The following is an 18,617-nucleotide window of genomic DNA, read 5'->3' as shown; positions in this document are numbered from 1 at the left end:
GATTGCATCCTTTCGCGCTCGCCTCGCGGCAAATTTTTAGTACAATCAGGAAATGTTGTGGCCAGCGGAAGCCACACGGAGAGCGCGTGAAAAAATCGTCAGGGCAAGGCGCGTCGTCGAAGACAGTACGCGGGTACGGCGAGACGATGCAACGCCGCCATGGCGTTTTTTTCACACGCTCGGAGACATCGTGTCGACTACTTATTCACAGCACATAATAAAATGAAAATCTCGCACCGCATTGCCGCCTCCCGCCCCCTCGCAACGACGGCCATGCACGGCCGCGTCGAAGCGTTCCGCAACGAAGGCATGGGCATCATCGATTTCTCGATCGCGATCTCGCACTTCCCGCCCCCCGCTTCCGTGCTCGACGCCGTGGCGCGCGCTGTCCAGGAAGAACGCACCATGCCCTACACGGGCGTGGCCGGTGCGCTCGACGTGCGCCGCAGCCTGTGCGCCAAGCTCGCCCGCGAAAACGGCGTCGCAGCCGAGGCGGGCGAGATCATCGTCACCAACGGCGCCAAGCAGGCGCTCTACGAAGCGCTGTATGCGATGACCGATCCGGGCGACAGCGTACTGATCTTCAAACCGCACTGGCCGGCCTATGTCACCACCTGCCAGCTGCTCGGCCTGGCCCCGGTACTGGTCGACCTGCCCGAGGCCGTGACGCCGGAAACGCTCGCCGCCTGTCCGCGCGCCGACCTGGTCATCATCAACAATCCGCACAACCCGAGCGGCAAGGTATTTACGCGCGCCGAACTCGAACACCTGCGCGACTGGATCGAGGCCGGCGGCGCCCAGGTCATCGTCGACGAGAGCTACGAGCACCTCAGCTTCGGCCCGGTCCATACCAGCTTCGCCAGCCTCTGCGACTGGCGCCGGATTGGCGTGGTGTCGCTGTTCTCGGCCTCGCAAAGCTACGCGATGATGGGCTGGCGCCTCGGCTTCGCGCTGGCGCCGGCGCCGATTGCCGAAGCGATGAAGACGCTGCAGGGGCCGATCACGGCCGCCGCCTCGCACCTGGCGCAGGTCGCCACCGCCGCCGCTTTCGAATGCGGCCCGCAACAGCACATGATCGACGAGTACCGCGCGCGCCGCGACGCCGTGTTGCGCCACGTGCGCGAAGTGCCGTGGATCGACATGCATTGCCCCGAGTCCGGCCCCTACCTGTGGGGCGACGTGCGCAGCCTGACGCATGACACCGAAGCCTTTGCCGAAGCCCTGCTGGCCGAAGAAGGCGTGGCCATCATGCCGGGCGACGCGCTCGGCGTGCCGGGCTTCATCCGCATCGGCTATATCTGCGACGATACCTTCACGCTGATGGAAGGCCTGCGGCGCCTGGTTGCCTTCGGCGACCGGATGGCGGCGCACCGATGAACGCTTCCCGTCCGCCTTCGCGTCCACCTGCGCGTCCACCCTTCAGGCTCAACAGCCTGCGCAGCCGGCTGATGCTGCTGGTCGCGCTGGCGATCCTGCCGCTGGCCCTGATGACGATTCTCGGCGGGCTGCGCGAGCGCGAGCAGGCGATCGAGGCGTCGCAGGAAAACCTGCGCCGCCTGACCAATCTTGCCGCCGCCAACGAAGCCCAATCGGTCGAGCGCGCGCGCCAGATCCTGGTCGACCTGGCCAGCGTGCCCGACCTGCTGGGCGAAACGCCGCGCTGCAATGCGCTGCTGGCGGACGTCCTGGACCGCAACGAAGGCTATGTCAATTTCGGCCTGATCCAGCTGAACGGCGAAATCAGCTGCAGCGCCGTGCCGATGCTTCATCCGGTGAACCTGGGCGACCGCAGCCACTTCAAGCGCGCCATCTCCGAGCGCCGCTTCATCGCCGGCGACTACGTGTTCGGCCGCGTGATCCGACGCCACACGATCAACCTCACCTATCCCGTGATCGACCGCAGCGGCAAGGTGGTCGCCGTCGTCTTCGCGGCGATGGACCTGGCCGGCCTCGACACCTTTGTCGCCGACATCAACCTGCCGCCCGGATCGGTGCTGGTGACGACCGACGCCAACGGCACGATCATCTCGCGCCGGCCCGACCCCGAGCGCTGGTTCGGCGTCAAGGTCTCGGGCCGGATGCGCGAGGCGATGAAGGGCAGCGGCCGGCGTGCCGTCGTACTGCGCGACGACGACGATATCGAACGCCTGCACACCTTTGCCCGCGTGGGTGCGCCCTCGCTGTCGGACTACACGGTCACGATCGGCATCCCGGTCGAGACCGTGACCGCCGGCGCGCGCCGCGCCCAGCTGATGTCGCTGATCGGCCTGGCCGCCACCACCATGCTGGCGCTGCTGGCGGCCTGGCTCGCGGGCGACGTGCTGATCGTGCAGCGCGTGCGCAAACTGATGGACACGGCGCGCCGCATCGCCGCCGGCGACCTCGACGCGCGCTCCGGCATCGCCTACGAACGCGAGGAAATCGGCCAGCTGGCCGAGGCGCTCGACGAAATGGCCGCGACGCTCCAGAAGAAGGAAGCGGCGCGCGCCCTCGCCGAACGCGAACTGCGCGCAGCCGACCAGCGCAAGGACGAATTCCTCGCCATGCTCGCGCACGAGCTGAGGAACCCGCTGGCGCCGATCAGCACCGGCGCGCATCTGCTCAAGCTGCTCCACTCGGACAACGCCCAGATCACGCAAACCTGCGCCATCATCGCGCGCCAGGTCGAGCACATGACTGGCCTGGTGGATGACCTGCTCGACGTCTCGCGCGTGACGCGCGGCCTGGTCTCGATCTCGACCCAGGTGCTTGACCTGAGGAAGGTCATCGACGACGCGGCCGAGCAGATCCGCCCGCTCATCTCGACCCGCCGCCACAGCGTCGTGCTCGACCTGCCGCCGACCCCGGCCACGGTCAAGGGCGACCACAAGCGCCTGGTGCAGGTGGTGGCCAACCTGCTCAACAACGCCAACAAGTACACGCCCGAGGGCGGGCGCATCGAACTGCAACTGCATGAGAACGGCCCGGACTATGTGCTCACCGTCAGCGACGACGGCATCGGCATGGAGCCGCAGCTGGTGGCCCGCGTATTCGACCTCTTCACCCAGGCCGAACGCACCCCGGACCGCTCGCAGGGCGGCCTGGGCCTGGGCCTGGCGCTGGCGAAAAGCCTGGTCGAACTGCACGGCGGCACGGTGCATGCGCACAGCGCGGGCCTGGGCCGCGGCAGCACCTTCACCGTGCGCCTGCCGCGCCACACCCAGGACGTCCTGGTGCCGGTGGCCCAGACATCGGGCCATGCGCAGCCGGTCAAGCCCCTGAAAGTGATGCTGGTCGACGACAACCTGGACGCCGCCCACACGCTGCAGCTCTTCCTCGCCGCCGGCGGCCACCGCGTCGAAATCGCCTACAGCGCCGCCGACGCGGTCGACCTCGCGCGCGTGTTCGTGCCCGACGTCTGCCTGCTCGACATCGGCCTGCCCGACTTCGACGGCAACGAACTCGCGCGCCGCCTGCGCCGCCTGCCGCAAGCGACGAACGCCACGCTGGTCGCCATGACCGGCTACGGCCGCCAGCAGGACCGCGACGCCGCGATGGCGGCGGGCTTCGACGGCTACATGGTCAAGCCTGTCAATACGATGGAGCTGTCGGACCTGCTGGCCGAAGCCTCTGCGGAGAAGCATCCGCGGTAGTCCGGGATTCGACCACGCATGCGATCTGTTGTGGCCGTGTATCCCGGATACGCACGTATCGCGTGGGCATGCCCACCCTACGTTATGCCACTGCCACGGACGTAGCGCACCGTAGGGTGGGCATGCCCACGCGGATGTGCCGATGCGCACCCATGCCGACGACATGTCCGGCGGCTTCGCCTCGTCCGACACCCTCTCCCGCATTCCCGTATCATGCCATCTCAACATCAAGGAGCATGAATGGAATCGGTAGGCGTAGTTCTCGCGATGCTGCTGGCGGTCATCGGCAGCGGTTACCTGGTGCGCCTGTTGCCCTTCGCGGTGCCGCTGCCGCTGGTGCAGATCGCCCTCGGCGCCGTGATCGCGGGCGTCCTCAAGCGCGGCGTGGCGCTCGACCCGGAAATCTTCTTCCTCCTCTTCCTGCCGCCCCTGCTCTTCCTCGACGGCTGGCGCATCCCGAAAGTCGGCCTGTTCCGCGACAAGGGAACCATCCTCGAACTGGCGCTCGGCCTGGTCGTCTTCACCGTGCTCGGGGCCGGCTTCCTGATCCACTGGCTGGTGCCGACCATGCCGCTGCCGGTCGCCTTTGCCCTGGCCGCGATCGTGGCCCCGACCGATCCGGTCGCCGTGTCCTCGATCGCCGCCCGCGTGCCGATCCCGCACCGCCTGATGCACATCCTGGAAGGCGAATCGCTGCTGAACGACGCCACCGGCCTGGTGTGCTTCCGCTTTGCCGTGGCCGCCGCCATGACCGGCGCCTTTTCGCTGGCCAGCGCTTCGCTGACTTTCCTGTGGGTGGCGCTCGCGGGCATCGCCTGCGGCGTCGCGATCACGGTCAGCGTGACGTTCGTCCAGCGCGTGGCCGGCCAGCGCCTCGGCGAAGAGCCGGGCTCGCCGATCCTGGTCAACCTCCTGATTCCCTTCGGCGCCTACCTCGCGGCCGAACACATCGAAGCCTCCGGCATCCTGGCCGCCGTCTCGGCCGGCGTCACGATGAGCTATGTCGAACTCTCCGGGCGCGCGCTGGCGACCACCCGCGTGCGGCGCGCCGTGGTCTGGGACACGGTGCAGTTTTCGCTGAACGGCGTGATGTTCGTGCTGCTCGGCGAGCAGTTGCCCGAGATCGTGCAGCGCGCCATGCGCGACGCGCGGCTGGACGCCAACATGAGCCCGACGTCGGTGCTCGGCACGGCGCTCGCCATCAGCCTGGCCCTGATCCTGCTGCGCCTGCTCTGGGTCTGGGTCTCGCTGCGCCTGACGATCCTGAAAGCCCGGCGCCACGGCCAGAAGGTCTATACGCCCAACTTCCGGCTGGTGATCGCCACCTCGCTGGCCGGCGTGCGCGGCGCAATCACGATGGCGGGCGTGCTGACGCTGCCCCTCACGCTGCCCGGCGGCGCGCCCTTCCCCGGGCGCGACCTCGCCATCTTCTACGCCAGCGCCGTGATCATCGTGTCGCTGGTCGTTGCCAGCATCGGCCTGCCGCGCGTGCTGCGCAACCTCGAGGTGCCGGCCGAACCGGCCGAACTGGCCGAAGAAGACCGCGCGCGCCACGACGCGGCGCTGGCCGCGATCGCCGCGATCGACAAGGCGGCGCACAGCCATGCCGACGGAGACATCGACGCCGACGTGCACGCCAGTGCCGTCGACCATGTGCGCGGCGTCTACGAGCACCGGCTCGGCGTGGGCGGCCTCTATGACCCGTCGCGCGTGCGCGTGGCCGAGCAGGCCGAACGCGAATACCGGCTCGCCGCCCTGCAGGCCGAGCGCACGGCAATCCTGGCGCTGGTGCACGCGCGCGAACTGTCGGACGAGATCGCGCGGAAATTGCTGCGCGAGATAGACCTGGTCGACGCACGCTACGGCTGAGCGGCCGGCGACACCGATCGTCGCGCCCGTGCCGCAAACAGCGCGCGCCCGTGGCCTTGTTCCAACGCCGCGGGAAAGCGCAAGCGCGGCCATTGTCAGGCACACGACACTGCGCCAGAATCTGCTCAAGCATTCACGACGGAAGGAAGCGGCGATGACGATGCGGGACTCTGGCAACCTCGTCCAGGCAGCGGCCGCCGGACGCGCCGTGGGCGCATTGTTCTTCGGCTTTTTCGGCAGCGTCCTGCTCGAGGTGTGGAGCAGCCGGCTTGGGGCCGGCCTGCCGCTCGCGCTGGCGATCGCCGCGCTCGGCCTGGCCCTGCTCGTTGCCGCCGCGCTGCGCTACCGCCGCCACGCGCCGGCCCTGGCGCAGGAAGCCGATACGCCCGAACGGCAGCGAGCCGGCCGCGTGTTCAAGCTCGTGAACATCGTCGAGTGGGTGCTGATTTTGGTGCTCGGGAACGTGATGGCGAACCTGGGATGGGGCGATTGGGTGGTGCCGATGGCGATCGTCGTGATCGGCCTGCACTTCGTGCCGCTGGCGCAGGTGTTTCGCAACCCGCCGCATTACGTGACTGCATTCGCCATGGTCGCGTTTGCGCTGTCCTACCCCTTCCTGGCATCGGGCGGCGCGCGCGATCCGGTCGGCTTTTTCGGCACCGGACTGATTCTGCGGGCCAGCGCCGCTTGGGCCTTGCGTCCGGCCCGTAGTTCCTGGTTCTTAGTTCAGGGCCTGTTCGCCAGTGCGCAAGGTCAGCACGCGCACGCCGTTGGCGGTCACGGCCACCGTGTGCTCGAATTGCGCCGACAACTGCCCGTCTCGGGTAACCACGGTCCAGCCATCGTCCTCGGTGCGCACCGAGCGCCGTCCCTGGTTCAGCATCGGCTCGATGGTGAACACCATCCCTTCGCGCAGCACCAGGCCGGTCTTCGGCTGTCCCCAGTGCAGCACTTGCGGCGGCTCGTGCATCTCGCGTCCAATGCCATGCCCGCAATATTCGCGGACCACCGTGTAGCCGTTCTTGCGCGCATGGCGCTCGATCGCATGGCCGACATTGCCCAGCGTGGCGCCGGGACGCACCGCCTTGATTCCTTTCCACATCGCCTCATACGTGACTTGCACCAGCCGCCTGGCCAGCGGCGCCACTTCGCCCACAAGATAGGTCTTGCTTGAATCGGCGATATAACCGTTTTTCTCGAGCGTGATATCGAAGTTCACGATATCGCCGCTTTGCAAAATCTCGGCCGCGGACGGCACCCCGTGGCAGACCACGTTGTTGCGCGACGCGTTCAGTGCGTAGGCATAGCCGTACTGCCCCTTGCTGGCCGGGCGTGCCTCGAGCGACTCGACGATCAGGCGCTCGACCAGGTCGTTGACTTCCATCGTCGACATGCCGATCAGCTGCAAGCGGTCCAGGTGGCCGAACACCTCCGCCAGCAACTTGCCCGACTCCGCCATCAAGGCGATCTCTTCCGGCCGCTTGGTCATGCCGACGCCACCGTGATCGTCTCGTCCGCGATGCCCGCCGCGCGCAATTCGCGCGTCACGATCTCGTTGAAACTCAGGGTCGGGTTCATTTCGGCCAGCATGCCGATCTTGACCCAGAAGGCCGCCTGCGCGTTGATCGAGCGGTGCGATACCGCGCTTGCCTTGCGGATCTGGTCATGCAGATCGTCGTCCATGTTCACAATGCCCATCTCATCTCCAAATATACGTTCCGTATATGGATCATATATCCGGACGCGTAGACAGCGCAAGCGACCTGTAATCTTTTGGCTACATTCTCGCGCTACTGTCCCGCCCCAACAGGTGCTGCGCCTGCGTTAGCTCCCGAACGGAGCACCCATGCGAAAAGCGTAAGATCGGTCCGGCATATTTCACTCCCGAGCCGCTTCCATGACCCTCGACGCCCAGACTTCGCAAGACACGGTACCGCTCAGCGACCCGCCCGCCGCCGCCAAGGCGGCCGGGCTGCGCTATGTTCACGACGACCGGCCCGGCATCCGGCGCGAGCCGGCCGAGGAAGGTTTCACTTACTTCTCCGCCAAGGGCGAACGCATCGAGGACGAGACGACCCTGAAGCGCATCAAGTCGCTCGTCATCCCGCCGGCCTGGACCGACGTCTGGATCTGCCCGCAGGCCAACGGCCACCTGCAAGCCACAGGACGCGACGCGCGCGGACGCAAGCAGTACCGCTACCACACGAAATGGCGCACCGTGCGCGACGAAGTGAAATACGAGCGCATGATCAACTTCGGCAAGGCCCTGCCCGGCATTCGCGCCGAGGTCGACCGCGCTTTGAAACTGCCCGGCCTGCCGCGTGAAAAAATGCTGGCGACCATCGTCTACCTGCTCGAGGCGACCATGATGCGGGTCGGGAACGAGGAATATGCGCGCACGAACAAATCGTTCGGCTTGACGACTTTACGCAACCGCCACGTGAAGGTTGACGGCAGCGATGTCGAGTTCAAGTTCCGGGGCAAGAGTGGCGTGTACCACAAGATCCATGTCCAGGACCGGCGCCTCGCGCGCATCATCCGCAGCACGCGCGACCTGCCGGGCCAGGAACTGTTCCAGTACATCGGCGACGACGGCGAGACCCACAGTATCGACTCATCCGACGTCAACGACTACCTGCGCTCGATCACGGGCGAAGACTATACGGCCAAGGATTTCCGCACCTGGTCGGGCACGGTGCTGGCCGCCCTCGCCCTGCAGGAATTCGAGAAGTTCGACTCCGAAACCCAGGCCAAGAAGAACGTCGTGCGCGCCATCGAGTCGGTGGCGCAAAAGCTCGGCAACACGCCCTCGGTCTGCCGCAAATGCTATGTGCACCCGGCCGTGCTCGACGCCTATATGGAAGGCGCCGCGCTTGGAACTTTAATGCTGGAAGCCATGCGCGAGCGCACCGAACAGCAGCTGGTCGACGACCTGCAGGCGCTCCAGCCCGAGGAAGCAGCCGTGCTCGCCATGCTGCAGCAGCGCCTCGCCCGCGAAGCCGAAGCCTCGGCGGCCAGCCAGAAAGAGGCAGCCTGAGCCATTCAACCACACCAAGGACACCCATGAACGACAAGAAGACCGTATCCACGTTTGACTTGCAGGAAGGCCAGTGCAGCATCGAATGCGTGGCCCGTTTCGAGCATCAGGTGACGGGCGTCACCGTGTCCGAAGATAACCGTATTTTCCTGAACTTCCCGCGCTGGACCGAGGACGCGCCGGTGTCCGTGGCCGAACTGCTGGCGGACGGCAGCGTGAAGCCTTATCCCGATGAGGAATGGAACAGCTGGCGCAACGCCCGCAAGGACGAGCTGACGCCGGAAGACCACTGGGTCTGCGTGCAGAGCGTCGTCGCCGACGGCCGCGGCAGCCTGTGGGTGCTGGACCCGGCCGCGCCGGCGCAGAGCCACGTGGTCGATAAAGGCCCGAAGCTGGTGCGCATCGACCTGGCCACGAACAAGGTCACACAAACCATCGCGTTCGGCGAAGACACCGCTCCCCAGGGCTCCTACCTGAACGACGTGCGTTTCTCGAACGACGGCAAGTTTGCCTATATCACCGACTCGGGCATGAAGGGCGCAATCCTGGTGGTCGAGCTCGCGAGCGGGAAAGCCGCGCGCGTGCTCGACGGCGACGACGCGACGCAAATGAAAAAGGGGCTCGACGTGAAAGCCGACGGCAAGGTCCTGCGCCGGCCGGACGGGCGCGGGGTCGAGTTCTCGGCCGACGGCATCGAGCTCTCCGGCGATGGCGCCTGGCTGTACTGGCAGGCGATCAAGGGCGACACCCTCTACCGCATCAAGACGGACGTGCTGCGCGGCGCCGGCATGCGCGGCGAGGACGTTTCAGGCGCGGTCGAGCCCTACGGCATCAATGGCGTGAACGACGGCCTGCTGATCCCGCGGGGGACCAACCGCATGCTGCTCACCAGCGTGGAGAAGGACGCGATCCGCATGCGCGACCTGGACAAAGGCCCGGACGCGCCCCTGCAGACGCTGGTCCACGACAAGCGCCTGCGCTGGCCCGACACCTTCAGCCAGGGCCCGGACGGCGTGGTCTATGTCACGACCTCGCACATCCAGGACTCGGCCTTCTTCAAGCCGGATGCGCCGGCGGCGCTGCCGACCGAACTGTGGAAGCTGCGGGCGGCCGGGAAATAAGGGTCGGCAAATAACGGCCAGCCGATACCGCCGGCTCAGGTAAAGGCCGTTTCCACTTTTTCCGTTTGCGTCGCCCTGACGACACCCTCCCCACCTCCCAGCGAGCCGGCGGAAATCGGCCAGCGCGATTCGAGGAAATGGTCCATGTCGACCCACGCGGTCGAGACCTGGTTGCTCTGGTTACCGGCGAGAATGCGAAAAGCGGAATCGGACTCGCCGGTATAAAAGCCGCCATGCCCGAGGCCGCTGCTCCTGCTTCCTCTCCAGAACACCATGACTGCGCCTCGCCGCGGGCCGGTCGGATCGCCGAAACTGCTCCACTGCCGGGCACCGAGTACATTGCCCGGCAATACCTCTTCGGGAAGCGAGGAAGCGATGCAGTGCCCGACGAACAAGCCGCACCACGGGACATCGTCACCCGAATAGTGGAGATCGAGGTTATCCGCCCAGCGCATGATGGCCGGGTTGTTCACGTCTCCACCTGCTTCCTTCGTTCCCAGCAAGTGTTCGGCCTCGATCATCCATGGCAGCACGGGTCCGCCATTCATCCGCTCTTCGCCTCCAAACAGCTTCCTGCTCGTCAGCGGTCCGACCATGCCGTCGGCAAGCAGGCCGACGCTTTCCTGGAACGCTTTCACCCCGGCGATCGTTTGCCGCCCCCAGATGCCATCGATAACCCCCGGCAGAAATCCCTTTTCCAGCAGCGCCTGCTGGATTCTCTTGACGGCCGAACTCCCCATGATTGCCTCCATCGACATCCCATCCCTGCCCAGGCATCGATGGTGCGAGTGCTCGGGAAACAATGAAAACGATTACCGGCCGCGGCAATGCACGGCGCAGCCGATCGCCACCCCTGGACATGCATCTTCCTGAAGTACACCTTCATTAAAGACGCCATGCAGGGTGAATGCAATGCCGTCACGCGCTGTGTAAGATCTTGTGTCGCGGCGTGGGCGCTTTCGTTCCGGGATGAATGACTTGCGGGCCAGGGCTGTTGGCGGGGGCGGCCTCAGGTTGCCGAATGCTGGAACACCTGGCGCAGGTAGGCCATGAAGGTCTCGTCGGTGCACATCGACTTGCCTGGCGTGTCCGACAGCTTCGCCACCGGCTGGTTATTGCAGCGGGTCAGCTTCATGACGATGTTCAGGGCTTTATAGGGCGTGTCGTTGGTGAGCTGGGTGCCGATACCAAAACCGGTCTGGGTGCGGTCGGCGAAATGGCGGTACAGTGCCAGCGCTTTCGGCACCGTCAGCGCGTCCGAAAACACGAGGCGCTTGGTGCGCGCATCGATGCGCAGCCTGGCGTAATGCGCCAGCGCCTTTTCGCCCCACTCGGTCGGGTCGCCCGAATCGTGGCGCAGGCCGTCGAACAGCTTGGCGAAATACAGGTCGAAGTCGGCGAGGAAGGCATCCATGCCGACCACGTCGGTCAGCGCCGTGCCGAGGTCGCCGCGGTATTCCTGCACCCAGTCCTCCAGCGCCGCCTTCTGGAAATCGCGCAGGCGCACCGGGAAAGCCTGGAAGGCCTGCATGTATTCGTGCGCCATGGTCCCGATCGGCACCAGGTTGTACTTGCGCGCCAGGTGCACGTTCGAGGTGCCCTTGAAGAACTGCGGCAGCTCGCGCGCCAGCGTCTCGACGACCTCGTCCTGCCACTCCCCCGAAAAGCGGCGGCGCACGCCGAAGTCGAAGAATTCGAAGGGGTTGGTCAGCTTCGGTTCCTCGTCGAAGGCGCGGAACTGTTCGATCTTCAGCGCCAGGCGCTTGCGCGCTTCAGTGATCGCGGCTTCCTGGTCGAAGCGGCGGAAGTAGAGTTCGTTGACGATGTAGAGCACGTAAATTTCGAAGCCCATCACATGCACGACCGGACCCGACGCGCGGATGCGCAGGTGCGGGCCGTCGGTTTCGACGGTGATGAATTTGCGCTGGAAGCGGAACACCGTGAGGAAATCGGCGAAGTCGCTCTTGATGAAACGCAGGCCGCGCAGGTAGGCGATTTCCTCGTCGGTAAACAGCATCTCGCACAGGTGGTCGAGTTCGCGTTCGACTTCTTCCTTCAGCTCGGCCAGCGGATAATCCGGCTGGTTACGGCACAGGAATTCGTATTCGCCATGCGCGTTCGGATGGCGGTGCAGCAGCGCCTGCCACATCGTGAATTTATAAAGATCGGTTTCCAGCAGGCTGCGGACGATGGGCTTCATGGGTGGTTCCTTGGCGGCTTTACGCCTTTTTCTTTTGACGCTTTTTTGGGGCGAGCATGGTGCCGCTGCAGCCGGGCGTACCGCAGCGGCAGGCGAACAGTTTCTTCAGGGCGGGCGTATGGCGCTCGTCGTAGATGAGCGCGTAATTGTAGTTCAGTTCCTGGCCGGGCTCGATCGGATGCAGCGCGTGGATGTAGACGCGGCCGTCTTCCTCGTAGGCTTCGCAGTTGGGCGAGCAGGCATGGTTGATCCAGCGCGCATCGTTGCCGCGGCGGCCGCCGTCGATCACGCGGCCGTCGTGCAGGCTGAAGTAGAAGGTATGGTTGATCGGGCCGCCTCTCTCTTCCGCGCGCTGGGTCGCATCGTCCCAGCTGATGCGTTCGCCCTTGTATTCGATGATGCGCTCGCCGGCATCGATGTGGCGGCGGGCAAAGACGCCGTTGCCGTGGATGGGGGACTTCTTCACTTCATAGGCCGGGTCGGCCTTGGCTGCGGGTTTGGTGGGCATCGAGGATTGCAGGAATGGGCGGACTGTGGCGGCATGCCGGAAACAACATTTCTATTATTGTACGTTCTTCCGGCCGGCGCCGCACATGAGTTCGTGGCTCCCGCTTGCGGCTCCCGCTTGCGGCTCCCGCTCGCATGTCCGGCCGCGAGCCGCCGCGCACCGTAGGGTGGGCATGCCCACGCGGTGATCCGCACCGGCTCCGCTTTCGTGCGCGCTGATCTTGCGGCCACGTATCACCGCGTGGGCACAAGTGCCCACCCTACGGTGCACCGCCGCCGCGGACTAGCCGAGGTCTTCCTCGCGGAACTCGATACCGGTGCCGGGCACGGGTCCGGACCCATCGCCGCGCGTCGCTTCCTGCTTGCGCAATTCCACCCGGCGGATCTTGCCCGAGATGGTCTTCGGCAGTTCGCGGAACTCGATGCGGCGGATGCGCTTGTACGGCGCCAGCCGTTCGCGCGCAAACGCGAAGATTTCCTGTGCCAGCGCGCGGCTCGGTTCGACGCCCTGGCGCAGGGTAATAAACGCTTTCGGGACCGACAGGCGCAGCGCGTCCGGGCTCGGTACGATCGCCGCTTCCATCACCATCTCGTGTTCGACCAGCACGCTTTCCAGCTCGAAGGGGCTGATGCGGTAGTCGGAGGATTTGAAGACGTCGTCGTTGCGTCCGACGTAAAAATAATAGCCGTCCTCGTCGACGAAAGCGGTGTCGCCGGTGTGATAGAAGCCGGCGCGCATCACGTCCGCCGTCTTTTCCTCGTCGCCCTCGTAGGCCAGCATCAGGCCCAGCGGCCGCTGCGCGAGTTTCACGGAGATTTCGCCCTCCTGCGCGGGCGCATCGTCGCTGTCGAGCAGGGCAATGCTGTAGCCCGGCAGCGGGCGGCCCATCGAACCCGGCTTGACCAGCTGGCCCGGCGGGTTGCCGATCTGGGCGGTGGTCTCGGACTGGCCGAAGCCGTCGCGGATACGGATGCCCCAGGCGCGCTCGACCTGCTCGATGACTTCCGGGTTGAGCGGCTCGCCCGCGCCCACCAGTTCGCGCAGCGGCGGCTGCCATTGCGTCAGGTCTTCCTTGATCAGCATGCGCCAGACCGTCGGCGGCGCGCACAGCGAGGTGACGCCGCAGCGCTGCACCGTCTCCAGTGCCGCTTTCGCGCTGAAGCGTTCGTAGTTGTAGACGAACACGGTCGCGCCGGCATTCCAGGGAGCGAAGAAGCAGCTCCAGGCGTGTTTTGCCCAGCCCGGCGAGGAGATGTTCCAGTGCACGTCGCCACGCTGCAGGCCGATCCAGTACATGGTCGACAGGTGGCCGACCGGATAGCTTTGATGGCTGTGCAGCACCAGCTTCGGCTGGGCCGTCGTGCCGGAGGTGAAGTACAGCAGCAGCGGATCGTCCGCGCGCGTCTCGCCCTTCGGTGTGAAGACGCTCAGCACGCGCCGGCAATCGTCGAAGTCGTGCCAGCCGTCGATGCTGCCGCCGACCGCGATCCGCGTGTAGTTCCCCGTCACGCCCTCGAACTTGTGCGCCTCGGACACCTGGGCGATCACGTGGCGCACCCGGCCGCGCTCCATGCGGTCCTGGAGGTCGGCGGTGGACACGAGCATCGTCGTCGGCACCAGCACGGCGCCGAGCTTGATACCGGCCAGCATGATTTCCCAGAGTTCGACCCGGTTCGGCAGCATCAGCAAGACCCGATCGCCGCGTTCGACGCCGCATTGCTGCAGGTATTGCGCGACCTGGCTCGAGCGGGCCGACATGTCGGCGAAGGAAATCTTCTGCTCGCGGCCGTCTTCCTCGACCACCCACAGCGCCGCGGCGTGGTTATCCTTCGCCTCGTGGTCGAAGAAATCGAGCGCCCAGTTGAAGGTATCGAGCTTCGGGGCCTGGTAGTCGCGCCAGGCGGTGTCGTAGTCGGTACGGTGCTGCTGCAGGAAGTCGCGAGCGTGAACGAAACGCTGGTAAGGGGTCATGTTGTCTCCAGTGCGCGGTTGCGGGCCGGCCGCGCTCCTTGCCGGGACAGATTGAAGCCCGGAGCAGGATGCGGCCTTGTGTTTTTTATTGTCTATTTGCGCACATTGTGCCATGGCTTGGCGGCAGGTGCGCGTGCGATGCAGGCCGGATGCGGTCCGGCCCCCGTGTCGATTGGTTCAGCGCGGGCGGCGCAGCGGGACGGCGAGTTCGCCCTCGGGCTGCATCATGTCGATCACGCGGCAGTCGCCGCACATCTTGAGGCGGTCGAGGTTGCCGGCGAAGGCGGCGTGCTGCGACAGGCGCGACAGCATGTTCTCGATCATGTGCAGGGTGCCGAAGGGTTTGCTGCAGCGGATGCAGTGGAAAGGCTGGGATTCGTTCAGCACCACCGTCTGCTTGCGGGTCTCGCCAAAGGCCATGCGCGGCACCAGCGTGATCGCGTTTTCCGGGCAGGTGTTCGCGCACAGGCCGCATTGCACGCAGTTCTGCTCGACGAAACGCAGCTGTGGCGCGTTCGGGGTGTCCATCACGGCCGAGGTCGGACAGGCGCCGACGCAGGCCATGCACAGGCTGCACGTCTGCTTGTTCACGGCAATGGCGCCGAACGGCGCGCCGGCCGGCAGCGGCACGGCGTCCGGCTGCTGGCGCGCGTGGCGCAGCAGGTGGTCGAGTGCGTAGTCGAGCGAGTTGCGCTTGTCCTGGGCCAGGTTGAAGGTCGCCGCCTGCGCCGGAACCTCGCCGCGCGGCGCGTGCTGCAGGGCGACGGCAAGTTCCTGCGCGCCGTCGATGCGCAGCAACTGGAAGTGCGGACCGGCATAGCCGAGGCCGTCGAGCACCGTCTGGGCGACGCGCATCTGGGTCTCCAGCGCGGCGGCGTATTGCGGCGCTTCGGCATCGGTCATCAGCACCGTGATGCCGGCCGCGCCATAGCTCAAGGCCGCCAGCCACAGGTCGATGCCGGTCGAGGCCGTGTGATGCAGGGCCATGGGGATCACGCGGCCGGGAACGCCGGCCTCGCCTGCCGCCGCTTCGATCAGCGGCGCGCCGCCTTCGCTATGGAAAAGCAGGACCGGGTCCTGGCCGCCCGCTTCGAAGTAGGCGCGCAGCGCCGCCTTGATGCGGCTGCCGGTATGCGCGGCCGACGGATAGGCGTAACTCATCGCGCCGGTCGGGCAGACGGTGCCGCAGGCGCCGCAGCCGGCGCACAGATACGGGTTGACCTTGACGCGGTCGCCGTCGCCGACGATCGCCTTGGCCGAGCAGACCTCGATGCAGGCCGTGCAGCCGGTCAGCCCGTTGCGGCTGTGGGCGCACAGGCGCTCCTTGTAGGCGAAATACTTCGGCTTTTCGAAGTCGCCGGTCATCTCCATCATCTCTGCAACGGCCGCGCGGCGCGCCGCATCGTCGGGGCCGGGCGCGTAATAGCCGTGCGGATGCTGGTGGGTCGAAATCAGCGGGCTCGGGCAAAGGTCGAGCACGAGGTCGAACTTGCCCTGCTGGGCCGGCTGTCCCGGCGCCTGCCAGCGCGCCTCGAAGGCGCCGAGCCAGCCGGCCACGGCGACGCTGCGCGCAAGGAACACCGGATACAGGCGCTCGCCGACGTCGACATTGTCGAGCAGGAGCAGCGTGACCGGCAGGCTGCTTGCCAGGTGCTCGGCCCAGGCCAGCGCCTGCACCGAACTGCCGACGACGAGGGTGCGGCCGCCCGAGCGGTAGCTGACCGCGGCATTCGCCTCGAACGGGGCAATAGCGTCGGCCGCGAGGATGGCGGCGGTCTTGGCGAGGGCATTGCGGCGTTCCTGCAGCGGATCGCCGGCCTGCCCTTCCAGAAATCGGATGTTCATGCGTTACCTTGGAAAAATTGCATATTGGGAGCTTGGAGATTGGGAGCTTGCAGATTGGCCCGGGGGCGAATGCCGATCAAAGGCCTGCCTCTGCATTCTGCGCGCGCGGGCTGTGGAGTGCAATGGTGTCGCCGTCTTGCCCGATGGCATGCGCCGGCAGCGTGGGCGCCGGGTGCGCGACGATCGATGTGTCCGCATCGGGCCCGAAGTGGACAGGCGTGTCCGGAACCGAAGCGTCGGGAGCGGGTTCGCCGGCACCCTGCTCAGGCGCCGCTTCCACAACGATGGCCTGTTCCGCTTCGGCCAGCTCGCCCTCGACCGCCCGCAATGCCGCATCGGCCGGTGCATCGCGCGCGGCAAGGCGTGCCAGCTCGGCCTGCACTTCCTCGGGACGGCGCAGCACGCCGCGCGCGTGGCTGAGGGCGGCAAGCATCGTCGCCGACACAGGATCGGGCTTGTTGTAGTCGTCCATGTACATGTCGAGCCGGTCCATCACGTTGAAGTGCGGATCAGCGAACAGTTTTTTCAGCGCCAGGCGGCGCACGTCCTTGTCCACGCCCTGGCTGACGAAGGCGGAAAAGTCGGATTGCGGCGTCAGCCGGGCGGCGTCCTCGAGCGTGGGCGCGGGCCGGTCGGGAACCTGTCCTGCTTCGCCTGCCTGCGATGGGGGAAGCCCGGAGCCACCCACGGCGCCGGGCGCGGCCGGCGGAACAGGCGCGGCGGGCGCGGCAGGACGCGGCTCTGCAAGCTCGGCCTCGGCCTCGCCGCCGCTCGCCTTCACGCGCGCCCAGCGGCGCAGGAATCCTTCTTCGGGCATCGCCGCTCCTTATCCGTGCTGGCGGCCGCGGCGCGGCTTCGGCGTGTAGTGCTCGCGCAGGTAGCCGGCGACCCAGGCATAGATTTCGGCCGGCATCGTGACGCCGTCGGCGGCTTCGCCCGAATCGAACATGCGCGTGCCCTCGACATAGCTGACCGAGGCGCGTGCCGGCATGGCGCGGCCGTCTTCCATGCGCCACAGCACGAATACCTTCGACTCCGCCGCCATCACGTTCTCGTAATAGCCTTCGTTTTCGTCGGTGTAGAGCTCGAGTTCCAGGCCCGAGACCAGGTAATAGTCGCGTTCAGGGCTCTCGCCCAGTATCTGCAGGCGCGGCAGGTTTCCGCGGTCGGGAACGACGCCGACGGCGGACCAGGCCTCGTCGGCCCAGCGGTGCTGCAGCGTGCGGCGCTGCATGACCACCGCGATCGGCATGCTGGACATCTTCATTCGTGCTTGATCTCTTTGGCATTGCCCTTGTCGACCGCCGGCGAGGCGCCCTTCGGTACCGACTTGGTCGGCGCCTGCTTGACGTCCGCGCTCGGGGTGGCGGTGCCGAGCTTTTCGCTCTTGATCGGCACGTTGGCCGACTCCAGCGCCTGCCGGCTGCGCGGCGCCGCGCCGTTGCCGGGAGACGCCGCCGCATTGCCGGCCGGGGTGCCGGTGATCGTATTGGCCGAGACACCGGTGGCGCGTGGAGCGACGCCCGGCATCGGCGTGCCGGTGATCGCCACGCCCGTCGTCTGCACGGCGGCCCGGACCGCACCGCTCGGCGGCGCTGCGGGCGCCGCCGCCGCCGTGGCAGCCGCTCCCGGCACTCCCGGCACTCCCTGCACGCCGGCTACGGGCGCGCCGGGAGCCGCGGGCGCGGGCGCCGCTGCGATGGCGACCGGCGCGTGCGTGGCCCAGCCTTTCGAGGCGGCCTGCGAACGCCAGCGGCTGCTGAGGGCGTCCATCGAGGCGGTCAGTTTTTCCTTGGCCTGCGCGGCCTCGGCGGCCGCCGCAGCCTTCTTGTTGGCCGCCGCCTCCTGCTGCGCCGGGGTCAGCGCCGGAACCGGCAGCGCGGCCAGGGCGGCGCCGGCGCTCCCCAGCAGCACCAGCGCGGCGATGGCCGAATGCCTGATCTTAAAAACATGCATCATTTATCCCCCGTCAGTGTGCCGGGCGCCGCCGCCGGCTTGCTGTCATGGTTCGCGGCCGCGCCGGCCCCGACCGGCGCGTCGACGCCGGCCGCCGGTGCGTCGGCCGGCATCTTGCCGCTGTCGCCGGGCGGCTTGTTACCGCCCTGCATGGCGCCGGTGGGCGTGGTCACGCCCTGGGTCGGTCCCTGTCCGGTTTCGGTCACGGTGCCGCCCATCGCGGCGCCGCCGGTGTTGCCGCCGGCTCCGCCGGCAATATGCGGGGTGCCGCCGGCATACACCGCATTCGTCTCCGGCTTGGCGCTGCGCGCCATGACCTGGCCGCTGGTGCCGCCGCCAGCCGTGACCTGGCCGGGATACTTTGTCTGGGTCACGCCGCTGGCTGGATTCGCGTGGCCGCGGTCGCACCCGGCCAGGGCGGCGCAGGCGGCGAGAAGGCTGATCGTCAGTAAGGATGCTTTCATGGTCGACCTCAGTG

At 66.9% G+C, this 18,617-nt stretch carries 17 protein-coding genes; 5 read left to right on the top strand and 12 right to left on the bottom strand.

Features of this window, described 5'->3' with window-relative positions; translation table 11 throughout:
* The first annotated feature begins 222 nt into the window (after positions 1-222).
* The 3 genes from AC1MEM_RS13440 (at position 223) to AC1MEM_RS13430 (ending at position 5,501) form a co-directional block, all read left to right on the top strand.
* Positions 223-1,377: a pyridoxal phosphate-dependent aminotransferase gene (locus AC1MEM_RS13440; RefSeq protein ID WP_499471143.1), complete on the top strand. Its 1,155-nt coding sequence runs from the start codon at positions 223-225 to the stop codon at positions 1,375-1,377.
* Complete coding sequence (locus AC1MEM_RS13435; RefSeq protein ID WP_499471141.1) at positions 1,374-3,632, top strand: hybrid sensor histidine kinase/response regulator; 2,259 nt, start codon at positions 1,374-1,376, stop codon at positions 3,630-3,632. Before AC1MEM_RS13440 ends, AC1MEM_RS13435 begins: the two co-directional genes overlap by 4 nt.
* 240 nt (positions 3,633-3,872) lie before the next feature.
* The gene (locus tag AC1MEM_RS13430; protein ID WP_499471139.1) at positions 3,873-5,501 is read left to right on the top strand and encodes a Na+/H+ antiporter; all 1,629 of its coding nucleotides are present in this window, start codon (positions 3,873-3,875) and stop codon (positions 5,499-5,501) included.
* Between the two features lie 133 nt (positions 5,502-5,634).
* Here the strand turns inward: AC1MEM_RS13430 and AC1MEM_RS13425 are convergent, their stop codons facing one another.
* The 3 genes from AC1MEM_RS13425 to AC1MEM_RS13415 form a co-directional block, all read right to left on the bottom strand.
* The gene (locus AC1MEM_RS13425; RefSeq protein WP_499471137.1) at positions 5,635-6,069 is read right to left on the bottom strand and encodes a hypothetical protein; all 435 of its coding nucleotides are present in this window, start codon (positions 6,067-6,069) and stop codon (positions 5,635-5,637) included.
* A gap of 153 nt (positions 6,070-6,222) precedes the next feature.
* Complete coding sequence (gene map / locus AC1MEM_RS13420) at positions 6,223-6,990, bottom strand: type I methionyl aminopeptidase (protein WP_499471136.1); 768 nt, start codon at positions 6,988-6,990, stop codon at positions 6,223-6,225.
* Positions 6,987-7,199, bottom strand: a complete 213-nt coding sequence (locus tag AC1MEM_RS13415; protein ID WP_499471135.1) for a ParD-like family protein — start codon at positions 7,197-7,199, stop codon at positions 6,987-6,989. The genes map and AC1MEM_RS13415 overlap by 4 nt, the downstream gene beginning before the upstream one ends.
* Positions 7,200-7,398: 199 nt before the next feature.
* On the opposite strand from AC1MEM_RS13415, the gene AC1MEM_RS13410 reads away from it, so the two are divergent.
* Positions 7,399-8,538 carry a DNA topoisomerase IB gene (locus AC1MEM_RS13410; RefSeq protein ID WP_499471133.1) on the top strand — a complete coding sequence of 380 codons (1,140 nt, stop codon included), beginning with the start codon at positions 7,399-7,401 and terminating at the stop codon, positions 8,536-8,538.
* Between the two features lie 26 nt (positions 8,539-8,564).
* On the top strand, positions 8,565-9,659 hold the full coding sequence (locus tag AC1MEM_RS13405; protein ID WP_499471131.1) for an L-dopachrome tautomerase-related protein: 1,095 nt from the start codon (positions 8,565-8,567) through the stop codon (positions 9,657-9,659).
* Positions 9,660-9,694: 35 nt separating this feature from the next.
* On the opposite strand, the gene AC1MEM_RS13400 is transcribed toward AC1MEM_RS13405, so the two are convergent.
* From AC1MEM_RS13400 to AC1MEM_RS13360, 9 genes are all read right to left on the bottom strand, one after another.
* Positions 9,695-10,411 (bottom strand): NlpC/P60 family protein, encoded by a 717-nt coding sequence (locus AC1MEM_RS13400; protein ID WP_499471129.1) that lies wholly within the window; start codon positions 10,409-10,411, stop codon positions 9,695-9,697.
* A gap of 257 nt (positions 10,412-10,668) precedes the next feature.
* Positions 10,669-11,859, bottom strand: coding sequence for a nicotinate phosphoribosyltransferase (pncB, locus tag AC1MEM_RS13395; RefSeq protein ID WP_499471127.1), 1,191 nt, complete (start codon positions 11,857-11,859; stop codon positions 10,669-10,671).
* Between the two features lie 19 nt (positions 11,860-11,878).
* Positions 11,879-12,367 (bottom strand): SET domain-containing protein, encoded by a 489-nt coding sequence (locus AC1MEM_RS13390; RefSeq protein ID WP_499471125.1) that lies wholly within the window; start codon positions 12,365-12,367, stop codon positions 11,879-11,881.
* 282 nt (positions 12,368-12,649) lie between these two features.
* Complete coding sequence (locus AC1MEM_RS13385; RefSeq protein WP_499471124.1) at positions 12,650-14,338, bottom strand: AMP-binding protein; 1,689 nt, start codon at positions 14,336-14,338, stop codon at positions 12,650-12,652.
* 177 nt (positions 14,339-14,515) lie between these two features.
* Complete coding sequence (locus AC1MEM_RS13380; RefSeq protein ID WP_499471122.1) at positions 14,516-16,183, bottom strand: 4Fe-4S binding protein; 1,668 nt, start codon at positions 16,181-16,183, stop codon at positions 14,516-14,518.
* 76 nt (positions 16,184-16,259) lie between these two features.
* Entirely contained in the window at positions 16,260-17,000 is a 741-nt protein-coding gene (locus tag AC1MEM_RS13375; RefSeq protein ID WP_499471120.1) for a DUF3306 domain-containing protein, read from the bottom strand.
* Between the two features lie 9 nt (positions 17,001-17,009).
* Positions 17,010-17,450 carry a DUF3305 domain-containing protein gene (locus AC1MEM_RS13370; RefSeq protein WP_499471118.1) on the bottom strand — a complete coding sequence of 147 codons (441 nt, stop codon included), beginning with the start codon at positions 17,448-17,450 and terminating at the stop codon, positions 17,010-17,012.
* Positions 17,447-18,142 (bottom strand): hypothetical protein, encoded by a 696-nt coding sequence (locus AC1MEM_RS13365; protein ID WP_499471116.1) that lies wholly within the window; start codon positions 18,140-18,142, stop codon positions 17,447-17,449. Before AC1MEM_RS13365 ends, AC1MEM_RS13370 begins: the two co-directional genes overlap by 4 nt.
* Complete coding sequence (locus tag AC1MEM_RS13360; RefSeq protein WP_499471114.1) at positions 18,139-18,603, bottom strand: hypothetical protein; 465 nt, start codon at positions 18,601-18,603, stop codon at positions 18,139-18,141. Before AC1MEM_RS13360 ends, AC1MEM_RS13365 begins: the two co-directional genes overlap by 4 nt.
* Positions 18,604-18,617 lie beyond the last annotated feature (14 nt).

It is taken from the genome of Telluria sp. AIW5 (assembly GCF_056680575.1).
Note: the sequence above shows the minus strand (reverse complement) of the source record. Positions and strands in the feature narration are given on the sequence as shown.

Bases quoted from the DNA above. Each gene is read 5' to 3' on its own strand.
- AC1MEM_RS13440 (WP_499471143.1), top strand. From the start codon at position 223: ATGAAAATCTCGCACCGCATTGCCGCCTCCCGCCCCCTCGCAACGACG.
- AC1MEM_RS13435 (WP_499471141.1), top strand. From the start codon at position 1,374: ATGAACGCTTCCCGTCCGCCTTCGCGTCCACCTGCGCGTCCACCCTTC.
- AC1MEM_RS13430 (WP_499471139.1), top strand. From the start codon at position 3,873: ATGGAATCGGTAGGCGTAGTTCTCGCGATGCTGCTGGCGGTCATCGGC.
- AC1MEM_RS13425 (WP_499471137.1), bottom strand. From the start codon at position 6,069: ATGCGGCGGGTTGCGAAACACCTGCGCCAGCGGCACGAAGTGCAGGCC.
- map (WP_499471136.1), bottom strand. From the start codon at position 6,990: ATGACCAAGCGGCCGGAAGAGATCGCCTTGATGGCGGAGTCGGGCAAG.
- AC1MEM_RS13415 (WP_499471135.1), bottom strand. From the start codon at position 7,199: ATGGGCATTGTGAACATGGACGACGATCTGCATGACCAGATCCGCAAG.
- AC1MEM_RS13410 (WP_499471133.1), top strand. From the start codon at position 7,399: ATGACCCTCGACGCCCAGACTTCGCAAGACACGGTACCGCTCAGCGAC.
- AC1MEM_RS13405 (WP_499471131.1), top strand. From the start codon at position 8,565: ATGAACGACAAGAAGACCGTATCCACGTTTGACTTGCAGGAAGGCCAG.
- AC1MEM_RS13400 (WP_499471129.1), bottom strand. From the start codon at position 10,411: ATGGAGGCAATCATGGGGAGTTCGGCCGTCAAGAGAATCCAGCAGGCG.
- pncB (WP_499471127.1), bottom strand. From the start codon at position 11,859: ATGAAGCCCATCGTCCGCAGCCTGCTGGAAACCGATCTTTATAAATTC.
- AC1MEM_RS13390 (WP_499471125.1), bottom strand. From the start codon at position 12,367: ATGCCCACCAAACCCGCAGCCAAGGCCGACCCGGCCTATGAAGTGAAG.
- AC1MEM_RS13385 (WP_499471124.1), bottom strand. From the start codon at position 14,338: ATGACCCCTTACCAGCGTTTCGTTCACGCTCGCGACTTCCTGCAGCAG.
- AC1MEM_RS13380 (WP_499471122.1), bottom strand. From the start codon at position 16,183: ATGAACATCCGATTTCTGGAAGGGCAGGCCGGCGATCCGCTGCAGGAA.
- AC1MEM_RS13375 (WP_499471120.1), bottom strand. From the start codon at position 17,000: ATGCCCGAAGAAGGATTCCTGCGCCGCTGGGCGCGCGTGAAGGCGAGC.
- AC1MEM_RS13370 (WP_499471118.1), bottom strand. From the start codon at position 17,450: ATGAAGATGTCCAGCATGCCGATCGCGGTGGTCATGCAGCGCCGCACG.
- AC1MEM_RS13365 (WP_499471116.1), bottom strand. From the start codon at position 18,142: ATGATGCATGTTTTTAAGATCAGGCATTCGGCCATCGCCGCGCTGGTG.
- AC1MEM_RS13360 (WP_499471114.1), bottom strand. From the start codon at position 18,603: ATGAAAGCATCCTTACTGACGATCAGCCTTCTCGCCGCCTGCGCCGCC.